This window comes from Arthrobacter sp. MMS24-T111 (assembly GCF_054888995.1).
In genome coordinates this window covers 1208304-1227923 of the sequence record NZ_JBTZRO010000001.1, presented here as the reverse complement: position 1 = coordinate 1227923, position 19620 = coordinate 1208304, and the positions used below count along the sequence as shown (strand labels likewise).

Here is a 19620-nt window from a genome sequence, read left to right as displayed (position 1 = left end):
CCACTTTCCCCGAAGGAGCCGATTGTGGCTGATATCCAGATTTCCAACCTTGTGAAGACGTATCCGGGCGGATCCGAGCGCGCCACGGACGACGTGTCCCTCTCCATCCGCGACGGCGAGTTCACCGTCCTGCTCGGACCGTCCGGCTGCGGAAAGACCACCTTGCTGCGGATGATCGCCGGACTCGAACTTCCGGACTCCGGCTCGATCTCCATCGGCGGCCGTGACGTCACTTACCTGCCGCCAAACAAGCGCAACCTCTCCATGGTGTTCCAGTCCTACGCCGTGTTTCCGCACCGCAAGGTCCGCTACAACATCGGCTTCGGGCTGCGGATGGCGAAGGTGCCGGCCGACGAGATTGAGCGGAAGGTCCAGTGGGCCGCCGACCTTCTCCAGCTGGGTCCATACCTGGACCGGCTTCCGGCCAACCTCTCCGGCGGACAACGGCAGCGGGTGGCCGTGGCACGGGCCATCGTGATGGATGCCGATGTGCTGCTGATGGATGAACCGCTGTCCAACCTCGACGCCCTGCTGCGCCTGACCTTCCGGTCCGAGCTGAAGAAGATCGTCCAGGACCTCGGCACCACAACGGTCTACGTCACCCACGACCAAAGCGAGGCGTTGTCCCTCGGCGACCAGGTGGCCGTCATGCGCAAGGGCCGCATCGTCCAGCTGGGAGATCCGCTGGACGTCTACGACGCGCCTGCCGACCAGTTCGTGGGCGGCTTCATCGGGTCCCCGCCCATGAACTTCCTGGATGCCGCGGTCAGCCACGACGGCGGCACGCTGGTCCTGGGTGAACAGCAGCTCATGGCGCCGTCCATCCTGCGCTCTTTTGCGGGCAAGGACGTTCTCCTGGGCGTCCGGGCGGAGAACGTGACAGTCAGCAACCAGCGCTCTTCAGGCGACGTGGCGGCCACGGTCCTCGTCGTCGAACCGATGGGATCCACCGTCCTGCTCACGGTGGATGTGGACGGCCACAGCCTCAAGGTCCAGGCACCGCCCACTTTCAAGACGGCTCCCCGGCACACCATCTGGCTGGGCTTCGCCCCGAACACTATGCGCGTCTATGACCGCGAAACATCAATGGCACTGGAGGCCAAATGAACCCGACCCGCTCCCTGTCCAGTGAAGAACTGCGCTCAGCCGCCATCGACGTCCTGAGGATCAACGACCTGGGCACCATGACCAGCGCGGCCCCCAACCTCTACCCCCATATGTGGAGCTGGGACGCGGCATTCGTTGCCATCGGGCTTGCCCGCACCAACGTCCCCCGCGCCGTCACGGAACTGCGCAGTCTGCTGGGCGCGCAGTGGTCCACGGGGATGATTCCGCACATCGTCTTCAGCGACAATGACACCGGCTACTTCCCGGGCTTCGACCGGTGGGGAACAGCAGACGCTGCAGCACTGCCCGCAGGAATCCGCAGCAGCGGCATCTGCCAACCGCCCGTGCACGCCATCGCCCTGCGCCACATCGTTGACCGCGGGCGGGAAAACGGCGGCGCCGACCAGGAAGCGGCCGAGGAGTTCCTGGCCGAGTCCTTTGACGGTTGGCTGGCGTGGCACCGGTGGCTGGCCACGGTCCGCGACCCGGACGGTGTGGGCCTGGTCGAAATCCACCACGGCTGGGAATCGGGCTTCGATAATTCACCCCGCTGGGACGGCCCCTACTCAAGGATCGCGCCGGGGGCCGTTCCGGCCTATTCCCGCCGGGACGTCCTGCACGTCGCGGACGCCAGCGAACGGCCCGACGACGCCGAGTACACCAAGTACCTCTGGCTGGTGCAGCAGATGGCAGAGGTTAAATTCGATGACACCGCAGTGCAGGACGTGGTCGACTTCCGGGTCCGGGACGTCTTCTTCTCCGCCATCATGGCGGCGTCCAGCGAGGTCCTCGCCGGCCTGGCCCTGGAACTCGGACGCGAACAGGATGCCTTGGAGCTCCAGGGAATGGCGGCGCGGTTCCGTGCGGGGGTGGCGTCCACGGTGGACCCGGAAACCGGGCTGGCCAGGGACTACGACGTGCTCGCCAAGGAGTGGATCGGCACCGAGACGGTCTCCGGCTTCGCCCCCCTCGTTGCCGGCGGCGATCCTGCCCTCCTCGCGGCCCAGCGCGACCTCCTGCGCGGACCGCGCTGGATGGGTTTCCCGGAGCTCCGGTTTCCACTGCCCCCTTCGACCTCGCCGGCCAGCGGTGCGTTCCGGCCGCGGACCTATTGGCGTGGACCGGTGTGGCCCTTCCTGAACCTGCTGCTGGGCTGGGCCAGCGCACGTGACGGTGCCACGGGGCTCTTCGAGGAGCTCCGGTCCGCATCACTCCAGCAGCTCTCCGACCTTCAGTTCGGCGAGTACTACGAGCCCTTCACCGGCGAACCGCTGGGGAGCCTCGCCCAGGCATGGACAGCGGCAGCAGCTTTGGAGTGGATGGGAACCGCGCGGGAGGACGCGTCAGGCAAGTAGGCTTGTGGACCGGGAGAAGGGGGCCGCGTGACCGTTGAGAGAGTGCCTGCCAGCTTGGGTGGAGCGACGTCGCACGGACACCTGCTGGAGCTGATCCGCGCCGCGGACGGATTGTCCCGCCAGCAGCTCCTTCCACCACCGGGATGTCGCGGGCCACGCTGTATGAACGGCTGGATACCCTCACCCGCCGGGGTTACATCTATGAAGCAGAACCTCTGGATTCAACCGGCGGGCGCCCTTCGCGGAAGATCCGTTTCGAAGACCGGGGCCGGGTGGTCCTGGCCATCACGCTCGGCCAGACCCACGGCACCGTGAGCATTGCCGACACCACGGGCAGGCAACTGCGCTCCGTGACCAGGGGGCTGGATATCAGTGATCCCGCCGCGTCCGTCCTGGATCCCTTGATCCAGGACGGACGCGCGCTGCTGGCGCAAGGCGCTGATGAGACCCTCCTGGGCATCGGTGTCAGCCTCCCCGCGCCGGTGGAGGCAGTCACCGGATTCGTAAAACACCCAACCACCATCCCAGGCTGGGCCCCGGACTCGGTGGTGTCGGCCGTAAAAGCGGCATGGGATCTACCCCTTGTCATCGAAAATGATGCGCGCGCCGCCGCCCTGGGCGAACGGAACAGCGACACCGAAACGGTTGTCTATGTGAAGGTCGGGACGGGCATCGGCTGCGGCATCGTGGTGGAGGGATCAATCCTCCGCGGCGCCCACGGGTCGGCCGGCGACATCGGCCACATCCGGATGACACCGGACGGACCGCTGTGCCGGTGCGGGCGCCGCGGCTGCCTCGCAGCCTACAGTTCCGGCCGCGCCATCCAGGACCAGCTCGGTCATCTGGACTTTTCGACGGCGGCCCAGGTCAGCGATGCAGCAATGGCCGGAAACGCCGAGGTGCTGAACGCCCTCGACTCGGCTGCGGATGTCCTGGGGCAGGCACTTGCCGCCACCGTCACCACGCTGAACCCGGACCGGCTGGTACTCGGCGGGCAGCTGGGTTCCCTGGCAACGTTCGTGGAGCGGGTGGCCCGCCGGGTCCTCGCCGACGTCGTTGACCGGATCGCCGAAGGCATGGTGGTGGAAGCAGGCCACCCGGAAGACCTGGCGGCCTGCCACGGACTCACCACACTGGTGATGCGCGACATCTTTGCCCCCCGCGCCGTTGACCGGATGTTCTCGGATGTGACGGCCTTGGCGTGACGCCTGGGCCGTCACGCCTCCCACCATCGAAGGAAAGGCTGACCGTGGCACGCATCTTCATCACCGGCTCCACTGAGGGGCTGGGCCTGGCGACGGCGGAGACGCTGCTCCGGGACGGCCACGAGGTGATCGTGCATGCGCGGTCCTCCCGGCGGCTCCCCGCAGTACAGCACCTGCTGGACCGCGGGGCGCGCAGCGTCGTCGGAGACCTGGCCGTCCTGGCGGACGTCAGGCAACTGGCGGCGGACGCCAACGGAATCGGCGGCATCGACGCCGTCATCCACAACGCCGGCGTACTCAGCGGCCCGGCCCTGCTGCCCGTCAACGTGGTTGCCCCTTACCTGCTGACGGCACTCATGCCGGGTCCGCGGCGCCTGGTCTACCTGAGCAGCGGCATGCACCGCGGCGGCGACGCCGGACTGGCGGGCCTGGGCTGGGAAGGGCGCACGACGACGGCCTCCTACTCCACCACCAAGCTCCAGGTCACAGCGCTGACCTTGGCGCTGGCCCGGCTGGTGCCACATGTCGCCAGTAACGCCGTCGACCCCGGCTGGGTGCCCACGCGGATGGGTGGCAGGTCCGCGCCGGACAGCCTGGAACTGGGCCACCGCACCCAGGAGTGGCTGGCCACCAGCGATGATCCGGAGGCCGTGGCCAGCGGCGGCTACTGGTACCACCAGAAGCGGCAAACCCCGCATCCGGCAGCCGGCGATCCCCGCTTCCAGGACGCCTTGCTGGCGCAGCTCGCGGACTACACCGGCACCACCCTGGAAGCGCTCAGCTAGACCGTTCAGAAGGCACGGATGGTGATTCCGGAAAAGACGGCCGGTCCGCCGTCGCTGTAGAACGAGATGCCGGTATCGCCGTCGGTGAACTGCACTTGCTGCGACAAGACCGTGTGCCCGGCGTTCACGAACACCTCCACGCTCTGGGTATCCACGAAGATGCGCAGGTGCACGGACCTGGCGGCGGCGTCAATGGGGGCCGCGGCACGGGTATACGGCACCAGTGAGTAGCCGGCAAGGTCCGAGGGCGCGCGGTCGACGTAGAGCTCAGCACCGTATTTGCCGATATTTGTGTGGCGGGCACCGTCCGCGGAGCGGCCGACAGACACGCCAACGTTCGCCGCGGCGCTCCAGGAGATGTCCAGCTCCAGCTCATAGGCCCTGCCATTCCAGGGCAGGACAACGCTGCCGTCCACCGTCCGGTCCGGGAGCACCATGGTGGAGGTGGCGTAGCCTGCGAGCGCGGGAACCGGGCTGCTCAAGAGGCTGTACCAGCCTCCGCCCTGGCGGACCAGGCGAAGTTCGCGAACGATCGAGTTTTGGCCGTTGTACCCGTCGGTGGCGTCCGTGGGAACATCCCGGGCCGCGTATTTCCAGTTGTTCATCCAGGCGACGGCGTATCGGCGCGTCTCCGGCGCGTCCGGCACCGGCCAGGTCACCGCCGCATACCAGTCCCAGCCCCAGTCCAGCCATTGCGGGTTGTCCACGTCGTCGGCAAGGAACTGGTTTCCGTCCCAGGTTCCGGTCCAGTAGGCGTACGTCATGGGCAACCCGATGCTGTAGGCGTCCATGCTGGCGCCCAGCACCCAATGCCAGGTGCCGTCGTCGGCCTTCATCTGGAACAGGTCCGGACACTCGATGCCGCCCAGCGCATGGTTGGGGTAGTCGAAGTTGCGTTTCAGCTGCCAGTCCCGCAGGTTCACGGATGTGTAGAAGGCGGCGTACCGGGCGCGGCCGATCACGCACACCCATTCGTTGCGGGCAGCGTCCCAGTGGATCTTCGGGTCCCGGAACCATTCCGCGTTGTCGATCTCTGCCTGTGTGGTGGCCGCCCGGCCGTCCGTGTTGACGATGACCGGGTCCGCGAGGGCCGTGAACGTGTAACCGCCGTCGGTGGACCAGTAGAGGTATTGCTCCTGGTATTTCCTGATGCCGTCCGTGGGCTGCGTGGCGAGCACGACGATCGCTCCGGCGCGGAAGCCTGCGGTGTTGGCGGTGTCCACCACTGCGGATCCGGACCACACGGGAAAATCGGGCTGCAGCGGCAGCGCCACGCCGTGATGCGTGAAGGCCACGGCGTCGGTGGTGCTGGCATGGTCCCACCCGCCCTGCCCGTTGTTTTGCGTGGAATGCAGGTAGTACAGGTGGTGGGCCCCGTTGACGAACACCGGCCGCTGGGGGTCGCACAGCCATCCCGATGGCGGGGTCATGTGGAAGACCGCGCGCAGGGAATCCCGGGCGTGCGCGGGTGGGGCGGATATGGCTCCGGCCGCCAGGAGGGCGAACGCTCCTGCTCCGGTGCCTTGCAGGATGTGGCGGCGGGACATGGCATGGGTCATCATTGACTTCCTCTCGCGGGGGCGGCGGCTCCGCCGCCGGGCGCTCAGTGGGGAACCCTCGTTGGTCCGCACGGTCACCGCAGTGATTAAGCGCTTTAGCAGGACAAGATACCCAGCCCGGCTGGATTGGTCAAGCGTTTCAGCAAAGTGGCCTACGTCATAAATGGAGCCTTGGGCCCCTCGGAAAGTATTTTTGCTAAAACGCTTGATCAGCGCTTGCTTTCACGTTAGCTTCTAGGTGATCAAACGCTTTAGCAGAACGGACATCACCGCTGATGAGCTACCCAGTCTTCTTCCAGCCCGCCGATGCGTGGGTTGGCGACCTTATCCCCTTCCAGAAGGATGGCGAGTTCTGGCTCTTCTATCTTCATGAAGTGCGCGCCGATCCGAAGCCCGGTACGGCGTGGAACCTGGTGACCACCAAAGACCTCACGCAGTTCCAGGACCATGGCGTGGCCCTCCACCACGGCACCGCAGACGACCTGGACTTCAACTGCTATACCGGCAGCATCGTCGCCGACGAGTCCGGCGTCCACCACCTCTTTTACACGGGCCAGAACCCGGCCAACCTCGGCCCCGGCGGCCTGCCCCTGCAACTGGTCATGCAGGCCACCAGCACCGACGGGATGGCCACCTGGACCAAGCACCCCGAACTCACCTTCGGCGCCCCGGACGGCTACGATTCCGCAGACTGGCGGGACCCTTTCGTCTTCCGCGATGAGGCAGCCGGCGTGTGGCGGATGCTCCTCGCCGCCAGGCACTCCACCGGACCGGACCGCCGCCGGGGCGTGATCGCGCAGTGCGTCTCCACCGACCTGATGACCTGGTCCGATGCCGAACCCTTCTGGGATCCCCGCCGGTACATCACCCATGAGTGCCCCGACGTGTTCCAGTGGGGCGGCTGGTGGTACATGGTCTACTCGGAATTCTCCGAAACCTTCACCACCCGGTACCGGATGGCCACGAGCCCCGACGGCCCATGGACCGTTCCGGCCCGGGACAGCATCGACGGGCGCGCCTTCTACGCTGCAAAAACGGCGGAGCGGGACGGCCGGCGGTTCTTCTTCGGCTGGATCGCCAGCAAGGAAGGAAATTCCGACGACGGCGCCTGGCAATGGGCGGGCACCATGGCCGTGCTGGAGGCCCGTCAAAACGCCGACGGGACGTTGGCGTTCGGGTTCGCCGACGAACTGGTGGACAGCTTCTGGGACGATGTCCCGCTTGAGCTTGGGAGCGGGCTGCCCCTCCGGCTGGACGTCCCGGACGGCTACGCTGCCGCCATTTCCGCGAATCCGATGCCCACGCAGTTCTACGCCAAGGCGGTGCTGGACATCGGTCCCGGCACCACGGAATGCGGGCTGCTGCTGCGGTCGACTGCGGACGGGGACCACTCCTACGTCCTCCGCCTCGAACCGAAACGCGGACGCCTGGTGTTCGACCGCTGGCCACGAGCCGTCACCGGCGACGCCCAATGGCACGTCTCGGGCGACGTCCCGTACGCCATAGAACTTGAACGCCCGTGCGACCTCGCACCCGGACGCCACACGCTGGAAATGGTGGTGGACGGCGATCTGTGCGTCGCCGTCGTGGACCGGCAGGTGGCCCTGAGTGCCCGCATCTACGACCTCGCCGCCGGCGCACTGGGCGTGTTCGCCGGCGAAGGTTCGGTCACTGTCACAGATCTCGAAGTCCGCAAGCGCACCGACAACTGAATACCCATCCTCCGTTCCATCCGACCCGTTCCAACGATCCGTTCAATCAAGGGAGATTGCCCCAATGAAGAACCTGCTCCGCGCTGCCGCCGTCGCAGCCGCCACCGCCCTGGCACTGACCGCCTGTGGCGGCGGCAGTTCCACGAATTCCTCCGACGTCAGCCCCACCGGCGAGATCAAGCCCCATGAGATCTCCTGGCTCCTCTCCCGCCCGGCAGATGGCGCCGTCATCAACATCATGAAGAAGCTGGCCGACGAATACGCCGCGGACCACCCCGGCTTCAAGCTGAACCTGATCACCACCCCTGACCGGCCCTCCTACATCCAGAAGCTTGAGACCCTGGCCGCGGCCAACAAACTTCCCGAACTTTTCGACACCGATGCCACCCCGTTCGCCCAGCAGCTGGCCAAACAGGGCAAGATGCTCGACGCCGAGAAGCTGCTTAATCCCTGGACATCTACGGCAACTACCGCCCGGGGGCATTGGACTACCAGCGCTTCGACGACGGCTCCCTCTACATGATTCCGTTCCAGTTCGAGCTTGAGTTCATGTGGTACAACAAGGCACTGCTGGCGAAGGCCGGGGTAGCCGTACCCAAGTCCCTGGACGATATCCCCGCCATGTGCACCGCCCTGCGCAGCAAGGGAATCACCCCCATTGCCATCGACGGCCAGGACCAGTGGCCGCTGGAGCGGTACGTCGCCTACCAGCCGTTCCGCGAAGCCGGCCCCGACTTTGTGCAGAAACTGAAGAAGGGCGATGCCAAGTTCAGCGATGCCGCCGGGCAGAAGACCGTCAACTGGATGGCCGAACTGGGCAAGGCCAAGTGCTTCCAGGACGGCTTCTCCGCACAGGGCTACTCCGACGCGCAGAACCAGTTCACCTCCGGCCAGGCCGCCATGTACAACATCGGAACCTGGGAGCTGCCCAGCCTGGCCACCGACAAGCTCAACCCCGCCGTCCGCAACGACGTCGACTTCTTCACCCTGCCCACCACCGCAGGATCGGTGACGGCGGCGAACGAGTTCGTCTCGCCGTCGGGCATTGGCATGGCCGTCAACGCCAAGACCTACGATCCCCTGGTCAGCGACTTCCTGAAGTTCGCGCTGAAGAAGTACCCGGCCCAATACGCGGCCACCGGCGCACTGTCGCCCACCACCGACGTCCAGACCACCGTCCCCGCCAACGCCACGCCGCTGTTCCAAAAGGCCCTGGACCAGGCAAAGGACCTCGGGTCCAAGCAGGCCATGCCGTGGGACACCCAGCTGGACCCCACCACCAACGGCCGGCTCCAGCAGGAACTGGTCCTGCTGGTCCAGGGCGAGGTCACTCCCCAGCAGTTCACGGAAACCCTGGACAGCACCATCGCCCAGAACGCCCCCAAGTTCTTCAAGTAAAGGTCCGCCATGCTGCCCAACAGGTCACGGACATCGGTCCTGGTCTTCCTGCTCCCGCCGCTGCTGCTCTATGGCGCCGCGGTCCTCTTCCCCATCCTCCAGTCCCTGTTCCTGAGCTTCTTCTCCTGGAACGGCATCAGCGAGATGGAATTCGTCGGCCTGGCGAACTACATCCGGATGTTCGTCGGCGATGACATCTTCTGGCGGGCGTTCCTGAACGCGCTGATCTACCTCGCCATCTGCCTGGTGCTGCAGCTCGGCGGTGCCCTGGCAGTCGCCAGCCTCCTCACCTCCCTCCGCCGCGGACGGGAGCTCATCAAGACCCTCTACCTGCTGCCGGCCGTGATTTCCACGGTGGCCATTGCCTTCCTCTTCGTCCGGATCTACTCGCTGGAACCAGTGGGGCTGCTGAACCAGCTGCTCCACTGGATCGGGCTGGGCAGCCTGGAACGGCCGTGGCTGTCGGATGTGAACACGGTCCTGGCGGCCGTGTCCGCACCGGAAGGCTGGCGGTTCACCGGGTTGTACATGCTGATCATCTACGCGGCACTGCTCGCGGTGCCCAAGGAACTGGAGGAAGCGGCCGTCCTGGACGGCGCGTCCCGCTGGACCCTGTTCAGCAAGATCCGGTTCCCGTACATCCGCCCGGTGTGGATCACCACCACCATCATGGCCACCACCTACGGCCTGCGGGGTTTCGACATCCCCTACCTGATGACCAACGGCGGTCCGGGGCAGTCCTCCGACCTGCTCACCACCTATATGTACAAGACGGCGTTCACCAGCACGGACTTTGGCTACGCGAGCACCATCTCGGTGTTCATCGTCATCGAGTGCCTCGCCGCCGTCGGCCTCATCCTGTTCCTGCTGAAGCGAAAGGCAGACGCATGATCACCCAGGCAGCCCCGCCCGCCCAGCCGCCCGCCGTCGTACCTCCCAGGGCCGCCGTGAGGCGCCGCAAACGCCGGCCGGACCTGTTCCGCACACTCTCCCGCGTGCTGATCATGCTCATCGTGATCGTGCAGGTGTATCCGCTGGCCTGGCTGTTCCTGACCAGCCTGCGCAGCGAACACGACTTCGCCACCGGCGACCCCTTCGCGTTGCCGAGTTCGCTGACGTGGGAGAACTACGCCCGGGCCTTCGAAACCGGCGACCTCGGCCGGAACATCCTGAACAGCTTCGTGGTGACCATGGGCGCCAACGTGCTCATCGTCCTGCTGGGGATGATGGCCGCCTATGCCATCCAGGTACTCGGGTTCCGGCTCAGCAAGCTGGTCCGCGGGCTGTTCCTCATCGGCATCATCGTCCCGGTGCAGATCGCGCTGGTTCCGCTGTTCATCGACTACTCGCAGGTGAACCTGCTGGATACGTACCAGTCGATGATCATCCCGCTGGCCGGTTTCTCCCTGCCCATGTCCGTCTATCTGTTCTCCTCGTTCTACGAATATATTCCCAAGGAGACATATGAGGCGGCGACCCTGGACGGGGCGGGACCGTACCGGATCTTCGGCCTGATCACGCTGCCACTGTCAGTGAACACGGTAGTCACCGTGGTCCTGGTGAACAGCATCTTCATCTGGAACGACTTCATTTTCGCCAACACCTTCGTGCTCTCCGAGGACCTCAAGACCATCCCCCTGGGCCTGCAGAACTACATCGGCGCCATGGGCAAGGTGGACTGGACGGCGACCTTTGCGGCCGTGTGCGTCACCATCACCCCGCTCCTGCTGGTGTTCCTGGTGCTCAACAAGGCCATGATCCAGGGGCTCGAGAGCGGGGCGACCAAGGGATGATGGCACCTGCTGCTGGATATACTCCTGAAGGAGGGCAGATGAGTTCAATGGAGAATGGTGCGGGCGCGGCCGGCGGCGCGCCGCAGGATCCGCCGCACGCGCCGGAGCGGGCCCACCCCGTGACCCTCCGCGAGGTCGCGGAAGCGGCCGGTGTTTCCACCGCCACGGTATCGCTGGTGGTCAACAAGAAGAAGGACGCCCGCATTGCCGAGGAAACCCGGCGGCGGGTGAAGGAGGCCCTCCGCACCTTGGGCTACCGGCCCAACGCGATGGCAAAGACCCTGGTCAGCGGCACCTCCAAGTTCATCGGGCTGGTGGCCGACGGCGTGGCCACCACGCCCTTTGCCGGCCAGATCATCCACGGGGCGCAGGACGAGGCATGGAAGCACGGGTATGCGCTGCTCATTGCCAATACCGAGGGCAACGGCGAGCTGGAGCAGGACGCCATCAGCATGATGCTCGAATACAAGGTCCGCGGCATCCTCTACTCCACCTGGTTCCACCGGGCCACCGATATCCCGGCCCCGCTGCGCGAAGCCGACTTTGTGCTGGTGAACTGCTTTTCGAACGAGCCGGGCGCCCGGGCCGTCGTCCCGGACGAGGTCCAGGGTGGCCGCTCGGCCACGGAGATCCTGCTGCGGAACGGCCACCGGCGCATCGCGTTCATCAATGCCACCATTCCGGCGCCGGCCAAGGATGGCCGGCTGGCCGGATACCGGCAGGCCCTGGAGGAGGGGGCGTCCCGTTCGATCCGGCCCTGGTGATGGAGTCCTATCCGGACCAGGAAGGCGGCTACCGGGCCACGGCGGAGCTGCTCAAACGGGATGTCACCGCCGTGTTCTGCTACAACGACCGAATGGCCATGGGCCTCTATGACGGCCTGCGGGAACACGGCCTGGCCATCCCGGACGACATGGCGGTGGTGGGGTTCGACAACCAGGAAGTGATTGCCGCCCACCTGCGCCCGCCGCTGTCCACGGTTGCCCTGCCGCATTACGAGTTGGGCGCTGCGGGTGTCCGCATGCTCCTGGGCCTCGACCCTGCCGTCGACGGGGCAGCGAAGATCCACTGCCCCGCCGTCGAACGGACCTCCGTCCAGACCAAGGCCCGGGCGTAGCCCCCGGCTGGCGAAGGGTCAGGACGCGCGGAGGCGGCGTTCGACGTCGGCCGTCTCCGGGTACGCCGCCTGGGTGCCTTTCCGGGTGGTGGCCAGGGCAGCCGCCACAGAGGCGAAGGCGGCGGCTTCGGCGAGGGCGTCTCCGGCGGCCAGCCGGACGGCAACCGCTCCCGTGAAGGCGTCGCCGGCTCCGGTGGTGTCCACGGCGTCCACGCGCGTGGGCGCCACGAAGGTTACCTGGGCGCCTGGAGCCGCCTCCGAATCCAGCACCACGGACCCGTGCGCGCCGAGGGTCACCAGGACCTGCCGGATCCCACGCCCGGCAAACCGCTCCCGGACCGCATCCCATTGCGCCGCGTGGGCGTCCGCGCCCGGGACCGAAGCCCCGGGGCCAAGGAACAGCGCCGCCTCGTGGGCGTTCACCAGCAGGACGTCTGTCAGTTCAGCCAGCTCCGCCGGAATGTGCGCGTACGGTGACAGATTCAGCAGAACGGTTGCGCCGGCGTCGTGCCCTGCCTGGGCTGCGGCCAGCACGGTGGGCATGGCCACCTCCAGGCAGAGGCTGACGACGGCGGCACCGTCCAGGACGTCCGCGGCGCCGGCGACGTCGGCCGGGGACAGGGTGCCGTTGGCTCCGGCGGAGATGATGATGTTGTTCTCGCCGTGGGCGTCCACGGCGATCACCGCGACGCCGGTGGGTTCGCTGGAGGTCCGCACGTGCCCCACGTCCACCCCTGCACCGGCAACCGAGGCCTGGAGCATGTTGCCGTTGGCGTCATCCCCCACGGCACCCACCAGGCTGACGTGTCCGCCCAGCCGGCCCGCGGCCACGGCCTGGTTGGCGCTCTTGCCGCCCGGGTTCACGGCGAATCCGTTGCCGTGCACCGTCTCGCCGGGCTGCGGCAGGCGTTCGCAGTAGATGGTCAGGTCTGCATTCAAGGAGCCGACGACGACGATCCGGCCGGTGTTCTGCGCCGCGGCACTCACGGGGCCACCTCGGCCTCAACCGGCTTGGGAATCAGCAGCGAGGCGGCGAACGCCGCCACGGTGAGGGCCAGCCCGACAAGCACGACGGTCAGGTAGGAGGCCTTCGCATCGCCGAGCGCCTGCGTGGCCACCAGGACCGCGGGCAGGATGAGGAAGCTCAGGCCCGCACCCAGGTTGAAGGCGCCGGCATTCATGCCGGGCAGGAAGCCGGGGTTGCCGGCGGGCGAGAGGACAACGCCGAGTCCGTTGAGCATGATGTTGACGGTACCGGCGTACATGATGCCCAGCAAGACGGTGCCGGCAATCATCATCGGCAGGCTGCCCAGGCCGAGGAAGGCGATGACGGCCAGTGCGGCGATGCTGCCGAGGAGCCCGATCCGCAGCACCTTGGTGTACCCGAGGACGGGGGCCAGCCGCCCGCTGAGCGGACCCACCAGCCAGCCGAGCAGGGCGTACGGGGTGAGGATGATCAGCGACATTTCGGTGGGGCCGATGCTGAAGCCGGGCGCCGCGGCCTGGACGTAGGCCGGGACGATGCCGTTGATGACGGCAAAGATGCCGGTCATGGTCAGGGTGGTGGTGAGCAGGGGGGCCCAGGTGGCGCGCTGGCGCAGGTGCACGGTTTCCACCATCGGCTGGGCGGCCCGCTGTTCGGTGCGCCAGAAGGCGAAGAAGGCGACGGCGGAGACGAGGACCAGCGCAATGCCCAGCATCAGCGTGGCGGCGGAGAAGCCGGCCACCAGCTTGGAGCCTTCGTTCAGGGCGGTCAGCAGGGCGCCCACGGCCACGACGATGAAGAAGACGCCGCGCCAGTCCATGGTGGTGCCTGCGGCAGGCTTGCTCTCCCTGGCAAGGACCAGGACGAGGGCGGTGGCGGCGGCAGCCAGGACCACCATCAGCCAGAAGATGCTGCGGAAGCCGAAGTGCTCGGCGAAGTAGCCGCCCACGAAGGAGTCGACGCCGGCCACGCCGCCGTTGACGGCGGTGATGAGGCCCATGAGCGTGCCGTATTTGCGCGGGTTGCTCACGGCGGAGCGCAGCATGATCAGGCAAAGCGGGACGGTGGGTCCGCTGACGCCCTGGATGATGCGGCCCACGAAGAGCCAGGTGACGTCCGGGGCGAGCGCGGCGATGACGGAGCCCGCGGCCATCAGCACCATCATGCCCACCAAGACCTTCTTGCGCCCCACAATGTCGCTGAGGCGGGGCAGGAACAGGGAGAACAGGGCGGCGGCGGTGAAGAACCAAGTCTGGGAGAGGCCGATGACGGCCTGGTCGGTCTTGAGTTCCTCGCCCATGGTCACCAGGGCGGGGCTGAGCATGGAGGCGTTGAGCTGGAACGCCACGCAGGCGGCCAGCAGGGCGGTCATGAGGGCTGCGGTATTGCCGCGGCCGGTGGTGGTTTCGGTGGTCGTGGCAGTCATTTACTTGACCCCTCCGGCGGTGAGGTGGGCACTGTGGCCGGGTTCGACGTCGGACGCGTTGCCGTTGTCCTTGTGGTCACCGGTGCCGGGCTCGCCGATGCGGACCAGTGCGTCGGTGACGAGGTCCCAGAACCGCGCGTGGTCCAGGTCCACGGCCACGCTGGTGTGGCAGTCGGCGGGCGCGGGGGCGCGGAAGTCGGCCACGGTCATGCCGAGGGTGAGGGTGCCCTGCAGTTCGATGTTGACCGGCACCTTGCGGGTGCTGACGATGCTGGGATCGATCACGTAGGCCACGGCACAGGGGTCGTGGACGGGCGGGTAGTCGAAGCCCTGGGCGTCCTTGTAGGTGTGGGCGAAGAAGTCCATCAGTTCGGTGACGAACTTCGCCGGGGCGGTGCCGATGGCGGCGATTTTCGCCACGACGTCCGGGGTGGCGAGCGCCTGGTGGGTGAGGTCCAGGCCCACCATCACCACGGGCCACTTCTCGTTGAAGACGATGTGGGCTGCCTCGGGGTCGATGATGATGTTGAATTCGGCCACGGCGCTCCAGTTGCCCACGTGGTAGCCGCCGCCCATCAGGACAACTTCCTTGACCCGTTCCACGATGCGCGGTTCCTTGCGGGCGGCCAGGGCGATGTTGGTCAGGCCGGCGGTGGGGACCAAGGTGACGGTGCCGGGTTCGTGGGCCATGACGGTGTCGATGATGAGGTCGACGGCGTGGCGCGGGTCCAGTTCGATGGTGGACTCGGGCAGGGCGGGGCCGTCCATGCCGGACTCGCCGTGGATGTCCGGGGCGGTTTCGATGCTGCGGACCAGGGGCCGCGGGCAGCCGGCGGCGAAGGGGACGCCGGTGATGCCGGCGATGGTGCCTACGGCCAGGGCGTTGCGGGTGACTTTTTCGAGGGTCTGGTTGCCCACCACCGTGGTGACGGCCAGCAGTTCGATGTCCGGGTTGCCGTGCGCGAGCAGCAGGGCCACGGCGTCGTCGTGGCCGGGGTCGCAGTCCAGGATGATCTTCCGGGGCTGGTGCTGACTCTGTTGCGGGTTTGGTTCCACGATGGTTCTCCACGTCATTGGGGCCTGCCGGGGAGGCAGGGGTCCAGTATTCCGGGAGTGATCATGGCACCGTTTTGTGGTCTACGTCAAGCGCTTAACGTTGCGATGGCGTTTGCCCACGTCAAACGCTTGATGCCTTGCCATCGCTTGCGGCGGCCGGGGGCCGATAAGATCGAGGCATGGATTCCGGGGAACAGGTGCAGCAGCGGGCGCGGCCCCGGAGGGTGACGGCGGCCATGGTGGCCGCGCGGGCCGGTGTTTCGGTTGCCACGGTGTCGCTGGTGGCCAACGGCAAGACGGCCGGCCGGGTCTCCGAGGACAACATTTCCCGGGTGCAGGAAGCCATTGCCGAGCTTGGCTACGTGGTGGATGGCATCGGCAAGCTCGCTGGCCAAGGGCGTCAGTTCGATCGTGATCCTGGTGGCACCGGATATCTCCAACCCATTCTTCGCCAAGGTAATCAGCGGGGTCCGGGAATCGCTGGGGCCCAATTACCAGCTGCTCCTCTCGGTCACGGACTCAGGTGAATTTCCCAAGGCTGCTGACGTCCGGAAGCTGATGTCCCTGCGGCCGGCGGGGCTTTTGGTTGATGCCCCGAATGCCGGGTTCCTGGCGGACCTTTCGGTGGCCGGCCCCCTGGTCCTGCTGGATGCTCCCGGCCTGAAGTCATTTGCGCCGGCCGTGAACCTTGACGTCGCCCAGGGTGCGCGGGAGCTGGCTGCGCACCTTGCCGGGGCGGGCCACAGGCGCGTGGCCTACCTGGACAGCGTTACCGGAACCGCCACGTTCTCCATCCGCCGGGAGGCCTTCCTGGCCGAAGCCGCATCACTGGGCATGACCGTGGATCCGGACCATATGCCCGCCACCACCATCGATGTGGGTGCTGCCGCGGCTGTCTTCGCCGACGCGTGGCCGGACTGGCAGCGCGCGGGGGTGACCGCCGTCGTCTGCGCCACTGACACCCATGCGTACGGGGTGCTGCAGGAAGCCCGCGTGGCCGGAGTGCGCATTCCTGCGGAGCTGGCCGTGGCAGGGTTCGATGACCTGCCGTATTCGGCGACCAGCAGCCCGGGCCTGACCAGTGTGCACCTGCCGGCGGCGAGCCTGGGGCTGAAGGCTGGTGAACAGCTGCGCCGGCTGATGGAAGGGCGGGCGTTGGAGCAGGAGGAACTCGTCCTGGAAAGTTCCCTGGTGGTGCGCGGCTCAACGTCGGCAGGCGAAACGTAGCGGCGCCGGCGGGTTCATGTCGGACCCCGGCCGTAAGCTGGGATTATGCCGAGTAACTGGGAGAGTCTGGACGCGCCGCAGCGTGAGTCGGTACAGCACAATGTGGAGATCTACGAGCGCGTCCGGCCTGCCCTGAAGCTCATCACCCGGGACGTCCTCCTCACCCTTCGGGACATGCTCAAGGGCACCGAGGTGACGCCGCTGTTCGTCAGCGGGCGCACCAAGACGGTGGAGTCTTTCAAGGAAAAGATCTCGCGGACCGAAGAGCCGCTGGAGCCCGGCGGCCCGCGGCTGCTCAAGTTCCCGGACCCGTTCCGGACGCTCAATGACATGGTGGGCATCCGGGTGATCACCAAGCTCCCGGCGGAGAACGCCGTGGTGGCCAACATCATCAAGCGCCAGCGGCAACTCTTCGACTGCCGTGGCGACCGGGAGAAGGACATCGGCTCCATCGAATCCGGCACCTATGGATACTCCAGCCGGCACCTGATCCTGCGGACCATCCAGAACGAGGCCGTCAAGGAGTACCAGCAGGCCTTCAATCCGGACGCAGTGCCCAACGGCAGCTACTTCTTCGAGTGCCAGATCCGTACCATCTTCGCCCATGCGTGGAGCGAGATTGAGCATGACATCAGGTTCAAGGCCGAGGATCCGCGCGCGTGGACACCGCACTTCGACCGGCAATTCACGGCCACCGCCGCCATGCTGGAAACCGTGGAAACGGCTTTCGCGGACCTGCATGAACGGTACGAGGAAGTCCGCAGCTTCTGGGACATGGACGGGGAAGGCGCGGCAGCCCTTACCCCGAACCGGATCCGCGACGTCTGGCGGACCCTGCTCCCGCACGTGGACCGGAAAGTGGACGACGACTGGGGCTGGGCCGCGGAACTCCTGGCCGCCCACGGCCTCAACCAGACCGTGCAACTCGCGGGCCTGCTCAGTGCCAACCGCATCACCGAGGTCCGCAAGGCTCTGGACCACCGCTACTCCCCCGGCCCCGACCGGCTGATGGACGACCTCCTGCTGTGGCAGTACGGCACCAAGCACATCGACCTCACCGCGGAACCGGCCGACGCCGTCCCGCACCCCCGGCGCGACAGCCTCCTGCGGCGGCTGCGGCAGATCGAGCGGTACAGGATGACGAAGACGTAGGGGTTCGTGTTAGGAGCATTTGGCTGGCTCCATGGGCGATCCCCTCTTCCCAGGCCGTTCAGGAAAGGCTGTGGACTGCCCCGGCCCAGCGGGGGCCGGAGACGGCCCGGCGGACCGCCCTGGCGCGCGCGTGGAAGTCGATCTTTGGCGTACGCGGGTAATCGTCAGCGCGACTACCGGGATCACCCAAGGTGGCGGGCGGTGCCGCATTGGCGGCTGTTGTGGCGTGGTCGGCGATCAGTCCCATGCCGGCGTATTCGCGTACAGCGGCGATGCCGGCAACGGCGTCGGTCTTGGTAGCGAAGGGCTTGGACACTGCCATAACGGTTCCATCGGGTGCTGTCAGCCGGAACCTGAACGCTGATTCTGCGTCGATAAACAGTTCGAACATTCCTGCCATTGCGATCCTTTCGTCTGCGGGATCTTTAGGCGGCGCCGTCGCCGCCAAGCAGGCACGAGGCATCGTTGCCTTCGTTTTCCCTGGTAGATCCCGCCGTCCAAATTTTCATCAATTCAGCATGCGTTCCTCGAGTTTCTCGTGGGACACCTTGCCGGCGCAAGATGTCCCCTGGCATCCGGTAGAAGTGATCATCCGCTCTCGGGTGCGGGCAGCTTTAACGAGCCGACGTGGGCCCGCGGCATGCCGTCAACACATGTTGACCAAAGTTCCCTGCGTCAACTAATGTTGACGCATGGAGGTGGAGCAGATGAAGACCTTGGTTGCATCCATGGACGGGAAAGGACCGGCTGAAGCCCTGCAGGCGGTCGCCCAGCTGCAGAAGGAAGTCGGGCGCGCGGAAGCGTCCCTGGTCCGGAAAGCCCGGCAGGCCGGCCTCTCCTGGGAAGCCATCGCCCTGTGCCTGGGCGTGAGCAAGCAGGCCGTCCACCGTAAATACGGGAAGCGGTAGATGCTGTTTCCCGACCCTGGGCTGCGGGCGTGGTGGCGGGCGGCCGCCGAGGTAGCGCGCAGCGAGGTGGCGGGCAGCCACTCCCCTGCCTCGGCCAAGGAACCTTGAAGTGCCGATAATGGAGATTATGTCAACTAGAACAATGATTATTGCATCCGATGCATGATCGTCCCTCTCCTTACCGTCACTCGCCGCCAGGTAGTCGTTCATCTTCGAAAAGTGCCTTTGCCCTGTCTCGGGCTAGGAAAGGCTGTGTATTGCCCCGGCCCATCGGGGCCCGGAGACGGCCCTGCGGACCGCCCTGGCGCGGGCGTGGAAGTCGATCTTTTGAACCATCACGGTATTGGCGGATTGACCTGCAGGATCTTCACCGGTTGAAGGTTTCGTGGGCAAGATTTCTGTGCAGGAGTCGGTGATCAGGCCCATGCCGGCGTACTCGCGGACGGCGGCAATCCCTGCGACAGCGTCGATCTTGGTGGTAAAAGGTTTGGATACGGCCATCACGGTGCCGTCTGGTGCTGTAAGGCGGAACCTGAAGGCCGATTCTGCGTCGATATAGAGTTCGAACATTCCTGCCATTGCGATCCTTTCGGTCTGCGGGATCCGTGGACGGCGTCGTTGCCGTCCGTGCGCATGGCAACGTTGCCGGCGCTTTTCTTGGTGTGTCCCGCTCCAAATTTTCATCAATTCAGCATGCGTTCGACGAGTCTTCCGTAGGTACGCCTGCTGACGCAAGGGATTCCCGGCATCCAGCCGAAGTGATGCCCGGCTCTCGGTCGGCCCGGCCGCACTTCGGGCGACGTCCCCAAGGCACCCTCAGCGCGCCGTCGTCGTT

15 protein-coding genes and 3 pseudogenes are annotated in these 19620 nt (G+C 66.4%); 12 read left to right on the top strand and 6 right to left on the bottom strand.

What is annotated here, in order from left to right; translation table 11 throughout:
• Positions 1-24 precede the first annotated feature (24 nt).
• The 4 genes from ACX5I6_RS05630 (at position 25) to ACX5I6_RS05615 (ending at position 4452) form a co-directional block, all read left to right on the top strand.
• Positions 25-1107, top strand: coding sequence for an ABC transporter ATP-binding protein (locus tag ACX5I6_RS05630; protein ID WP_018762747.1), 1083 nt, complete (start codon positions 25-27; stop codon positions 1105-1107).
• Positions 1104-2462 carry a glucosylglycerate hydrolase gene (ggh, locus tag ACX5I6_RS05625; protein ID WP_461839786.1) on the top strand — a complete coding sequence of 453 codons (1359 nt, stop codon included), beginning with the start codon at positions 1104-1106 and terminating at the stop codon, positions 2460-2462. The genes ACX5I6_RS05630 and ggh overlap by 4 nt, the downstream gene beginning before the upstream one ends.
• Positions 2463-2605: 143 nt before the next feature.
• The gene (locus ACX5I6_RS05620; protein WP_461839785.1) at positions 2606-3667 is read left to right on the top strand and encodes an ROK family protein; all 1062 of its coding nucleotides are present in this window, start codon (positions 2606-2608) and stop codon (positions 3665-3667) included.
• A 44-nt stretch (positions 3668-3711) separates the two neighbouring features.
• A complete protein-coding gene (locus ACX5I6_RS05615) occupies positions 3712-4452 on the top strand; it encodes an SDR family NAD(P)-dependent oxidoreductase (RefSeq protein ID WP_461839784.1) in 741 nt (246 codons plus the stop codon).
• 5 nt (positions 4453-4457) lie between these two features.
• Here the strand turns inward: ACX5I6_RS05615 and ACX5I6_RS05610 are convergent, their stop codons facing one another.
• Complete coding sequence (locus ACX5I6_RS05610; RefSeq protein WP_461839783.1) at positions 4458-6011, bottom strand: glycoside hydrolase family 32 protein; 1554 nt, start codon at positions 6009-6011, stop codon at positions 4458-4460.
• 275 nt (positions 6012-6286) lie between these two features.
• On the opposite strand from ACX5I6_RS05610, the gene ACX5I6_RS05605 reads away from it, so the two are divergent.
• The 5 genes and pseudogenes from ACX5I6_RS05605 (at position 6287) to ACX5I6_RS05585 (ending at position 12031) form a co-directional block, all read left to right on the top strand.
• Positions 6287-7723, top strand: a complete 1437-nt coding sequence (locus ACX5I6_RS05605; RefSeq protein ID WP_461839782.1) for a glycoside hydrolase — start codon at positions 6287-6289, stop codon at positions 7721-7723.
• A gap of 64 nt (positions 7724-7787) precedes the next feature.
• A pseudogene (locus tag ACX5I6_RS05600) lies at positions 7788-9121 on the top strand (ABC transporter substrate-binding protein).
• A gap of 9 nt (positions 9122-9130) precedes the next feature.
• Complete coding sequence (locus tag ACX5I6_RS05595; protein ID WP_461839781.1) at positions 9131-10012, top strand: carbohydrate ABC transporter permease; 882 nt, start codon at positions 9131-9133, stop codon at positions 10010-10012.
• Complete coding sequence (locus ACX5I6_RS05590; RefSeq protein WP_461839780.1) at positions 10009-10914, top strand: carbohydrate ABC transporter permease; 906 nt, start codon at positions 10009-10011, stop codon at positions 10912-10914. The genes ACX5I6_RS05595 and ACX5I6_RS05590 overlap by 4 nt, the downstream gene beginning before the upstream one ends.
• 47 nt (positions 10915-10961) lie before the next feature.
• A pseudogene (locus ACX5I6_RS05585) lies at positions 10962-12031 on the top strand (LacI family DNA-binding transcriptional regulator).
• Between the two features lie 18 nt (positions 12032-12049).
• On the opposite strand, the gene ACX5I6_RS05580 reads toward ACX5I6_RS05585, so the two are convergent.
• The 3 genes from ACX5I6_RS05580 to uriH are packed head-to-tail and all read right to left on the bottom strand — an operon-like array spanning position 12050 to position 15516.
• Complete coding sequence (locus ACX5I6_RS05580; protein WP_018762757.1) at positions 12050-13018, bottom strand: ribokinase; 969 nt, start codon at positions 13016-13018, stop codon at positions 12050-12052.
• On the bottom strand, positions 13015-14442 hold the full coding sequence (uriT, locus tag ACX5I6_RS05575; RefSeq protein ID WP_461839779.1) for a uridine transporter UriT: 1428 nt from the start codon (positions 14440-14442) through the stop codon (positions 13015-13017). Before uriT ends, ACX5I6_RS05580 begins: the two co-directional genes overlap by 4 nt.
• The gene (gene uriH, locus ACX5I6_RS05570; RefSeq protein WP_461839778.1) at positions 14443-15516 is read right to left on the bottom strand and encodes a uridine-preferring nucleoside hydrolase UriH; all 1074 of its coding nucleotides are present in this window, start codon (positions 15514-15516) and stop codon (positions 14443-14445) included. It abuts the gene before it with no gap.
• A 218-nt stretch (positions 15517-15734) separates the two neighbouring features.
• On the opposite strand from uriH, the pseudogene ACX5I6_RS05565 reads away from it, so the two are divergent.
• Both ACX5I6_RS05565 and ACX5I6_RS05560 read left to right on the top strand, forming a co-directional pair.
• Positions 15735-16725, top strand: a pseudogene (locus ACX5I6_RS05565) (LacI family DNA-binding transcriptional regulator).
• Positions 16726-16770: 45 nt separating this feature from the next.
• Entirely contained in the window at positions 16771-17877 is a 1107-nt protein-coding gene (locus ACX5I6_RS05560; protein WP_461839777.1) for a GTP pyrophosphokinase, read from the top strand.
• Positions 17878-17935: 58 nt separating this feature from the next.
• On the opposite strand, the gene ACX5I6_RS05555 is transcribed toward ACX5I6_RS05560, so the two are convergent.
• Complete coding sequence (locus ACX5I6_RS05555) at positions 17936-18277, bottom strand: YegP family protein (protein WP_461839776.1); 342 nt, start codon at positions 18275-18277, stop codon at positions 17936-17938.
• 292 nt (positions 18278-18569) lie between these two features.
• Here ACX5I6_RS05555 and ACX5I6_RS05550 point away from each other — a divergent pair, with 292 nt between their 5' ends.
• Positions 18570-18785, top strand: a complete 216-nt coding sequence (locus ACX5I6_RS05550) for a transcriptional regulator (protein ID WP_109044167.1) — start codon at positions 18570-18572, stop codon at positions 18783-18785.
• A gap of 240 nt (positions 18786-19025) precedes the next feature.
• Here ACX5I6_RS05550 and ACX5I6_RS05545 read toward each other — a convergent pair whose 3' ends face one another.
• Positions 19026-19364 (bottom strand): YegP family protein, encoded by a 339-nt coding sequence (locus ACX5I6_RS05545; RefSeq protein ID WP_461839775.1) that lies wholly within the window; start codon positions 19362-19364, stop codon positions 19026-19028.
• Positions 19365-19620: the final 256 nt, after the last annotated feature.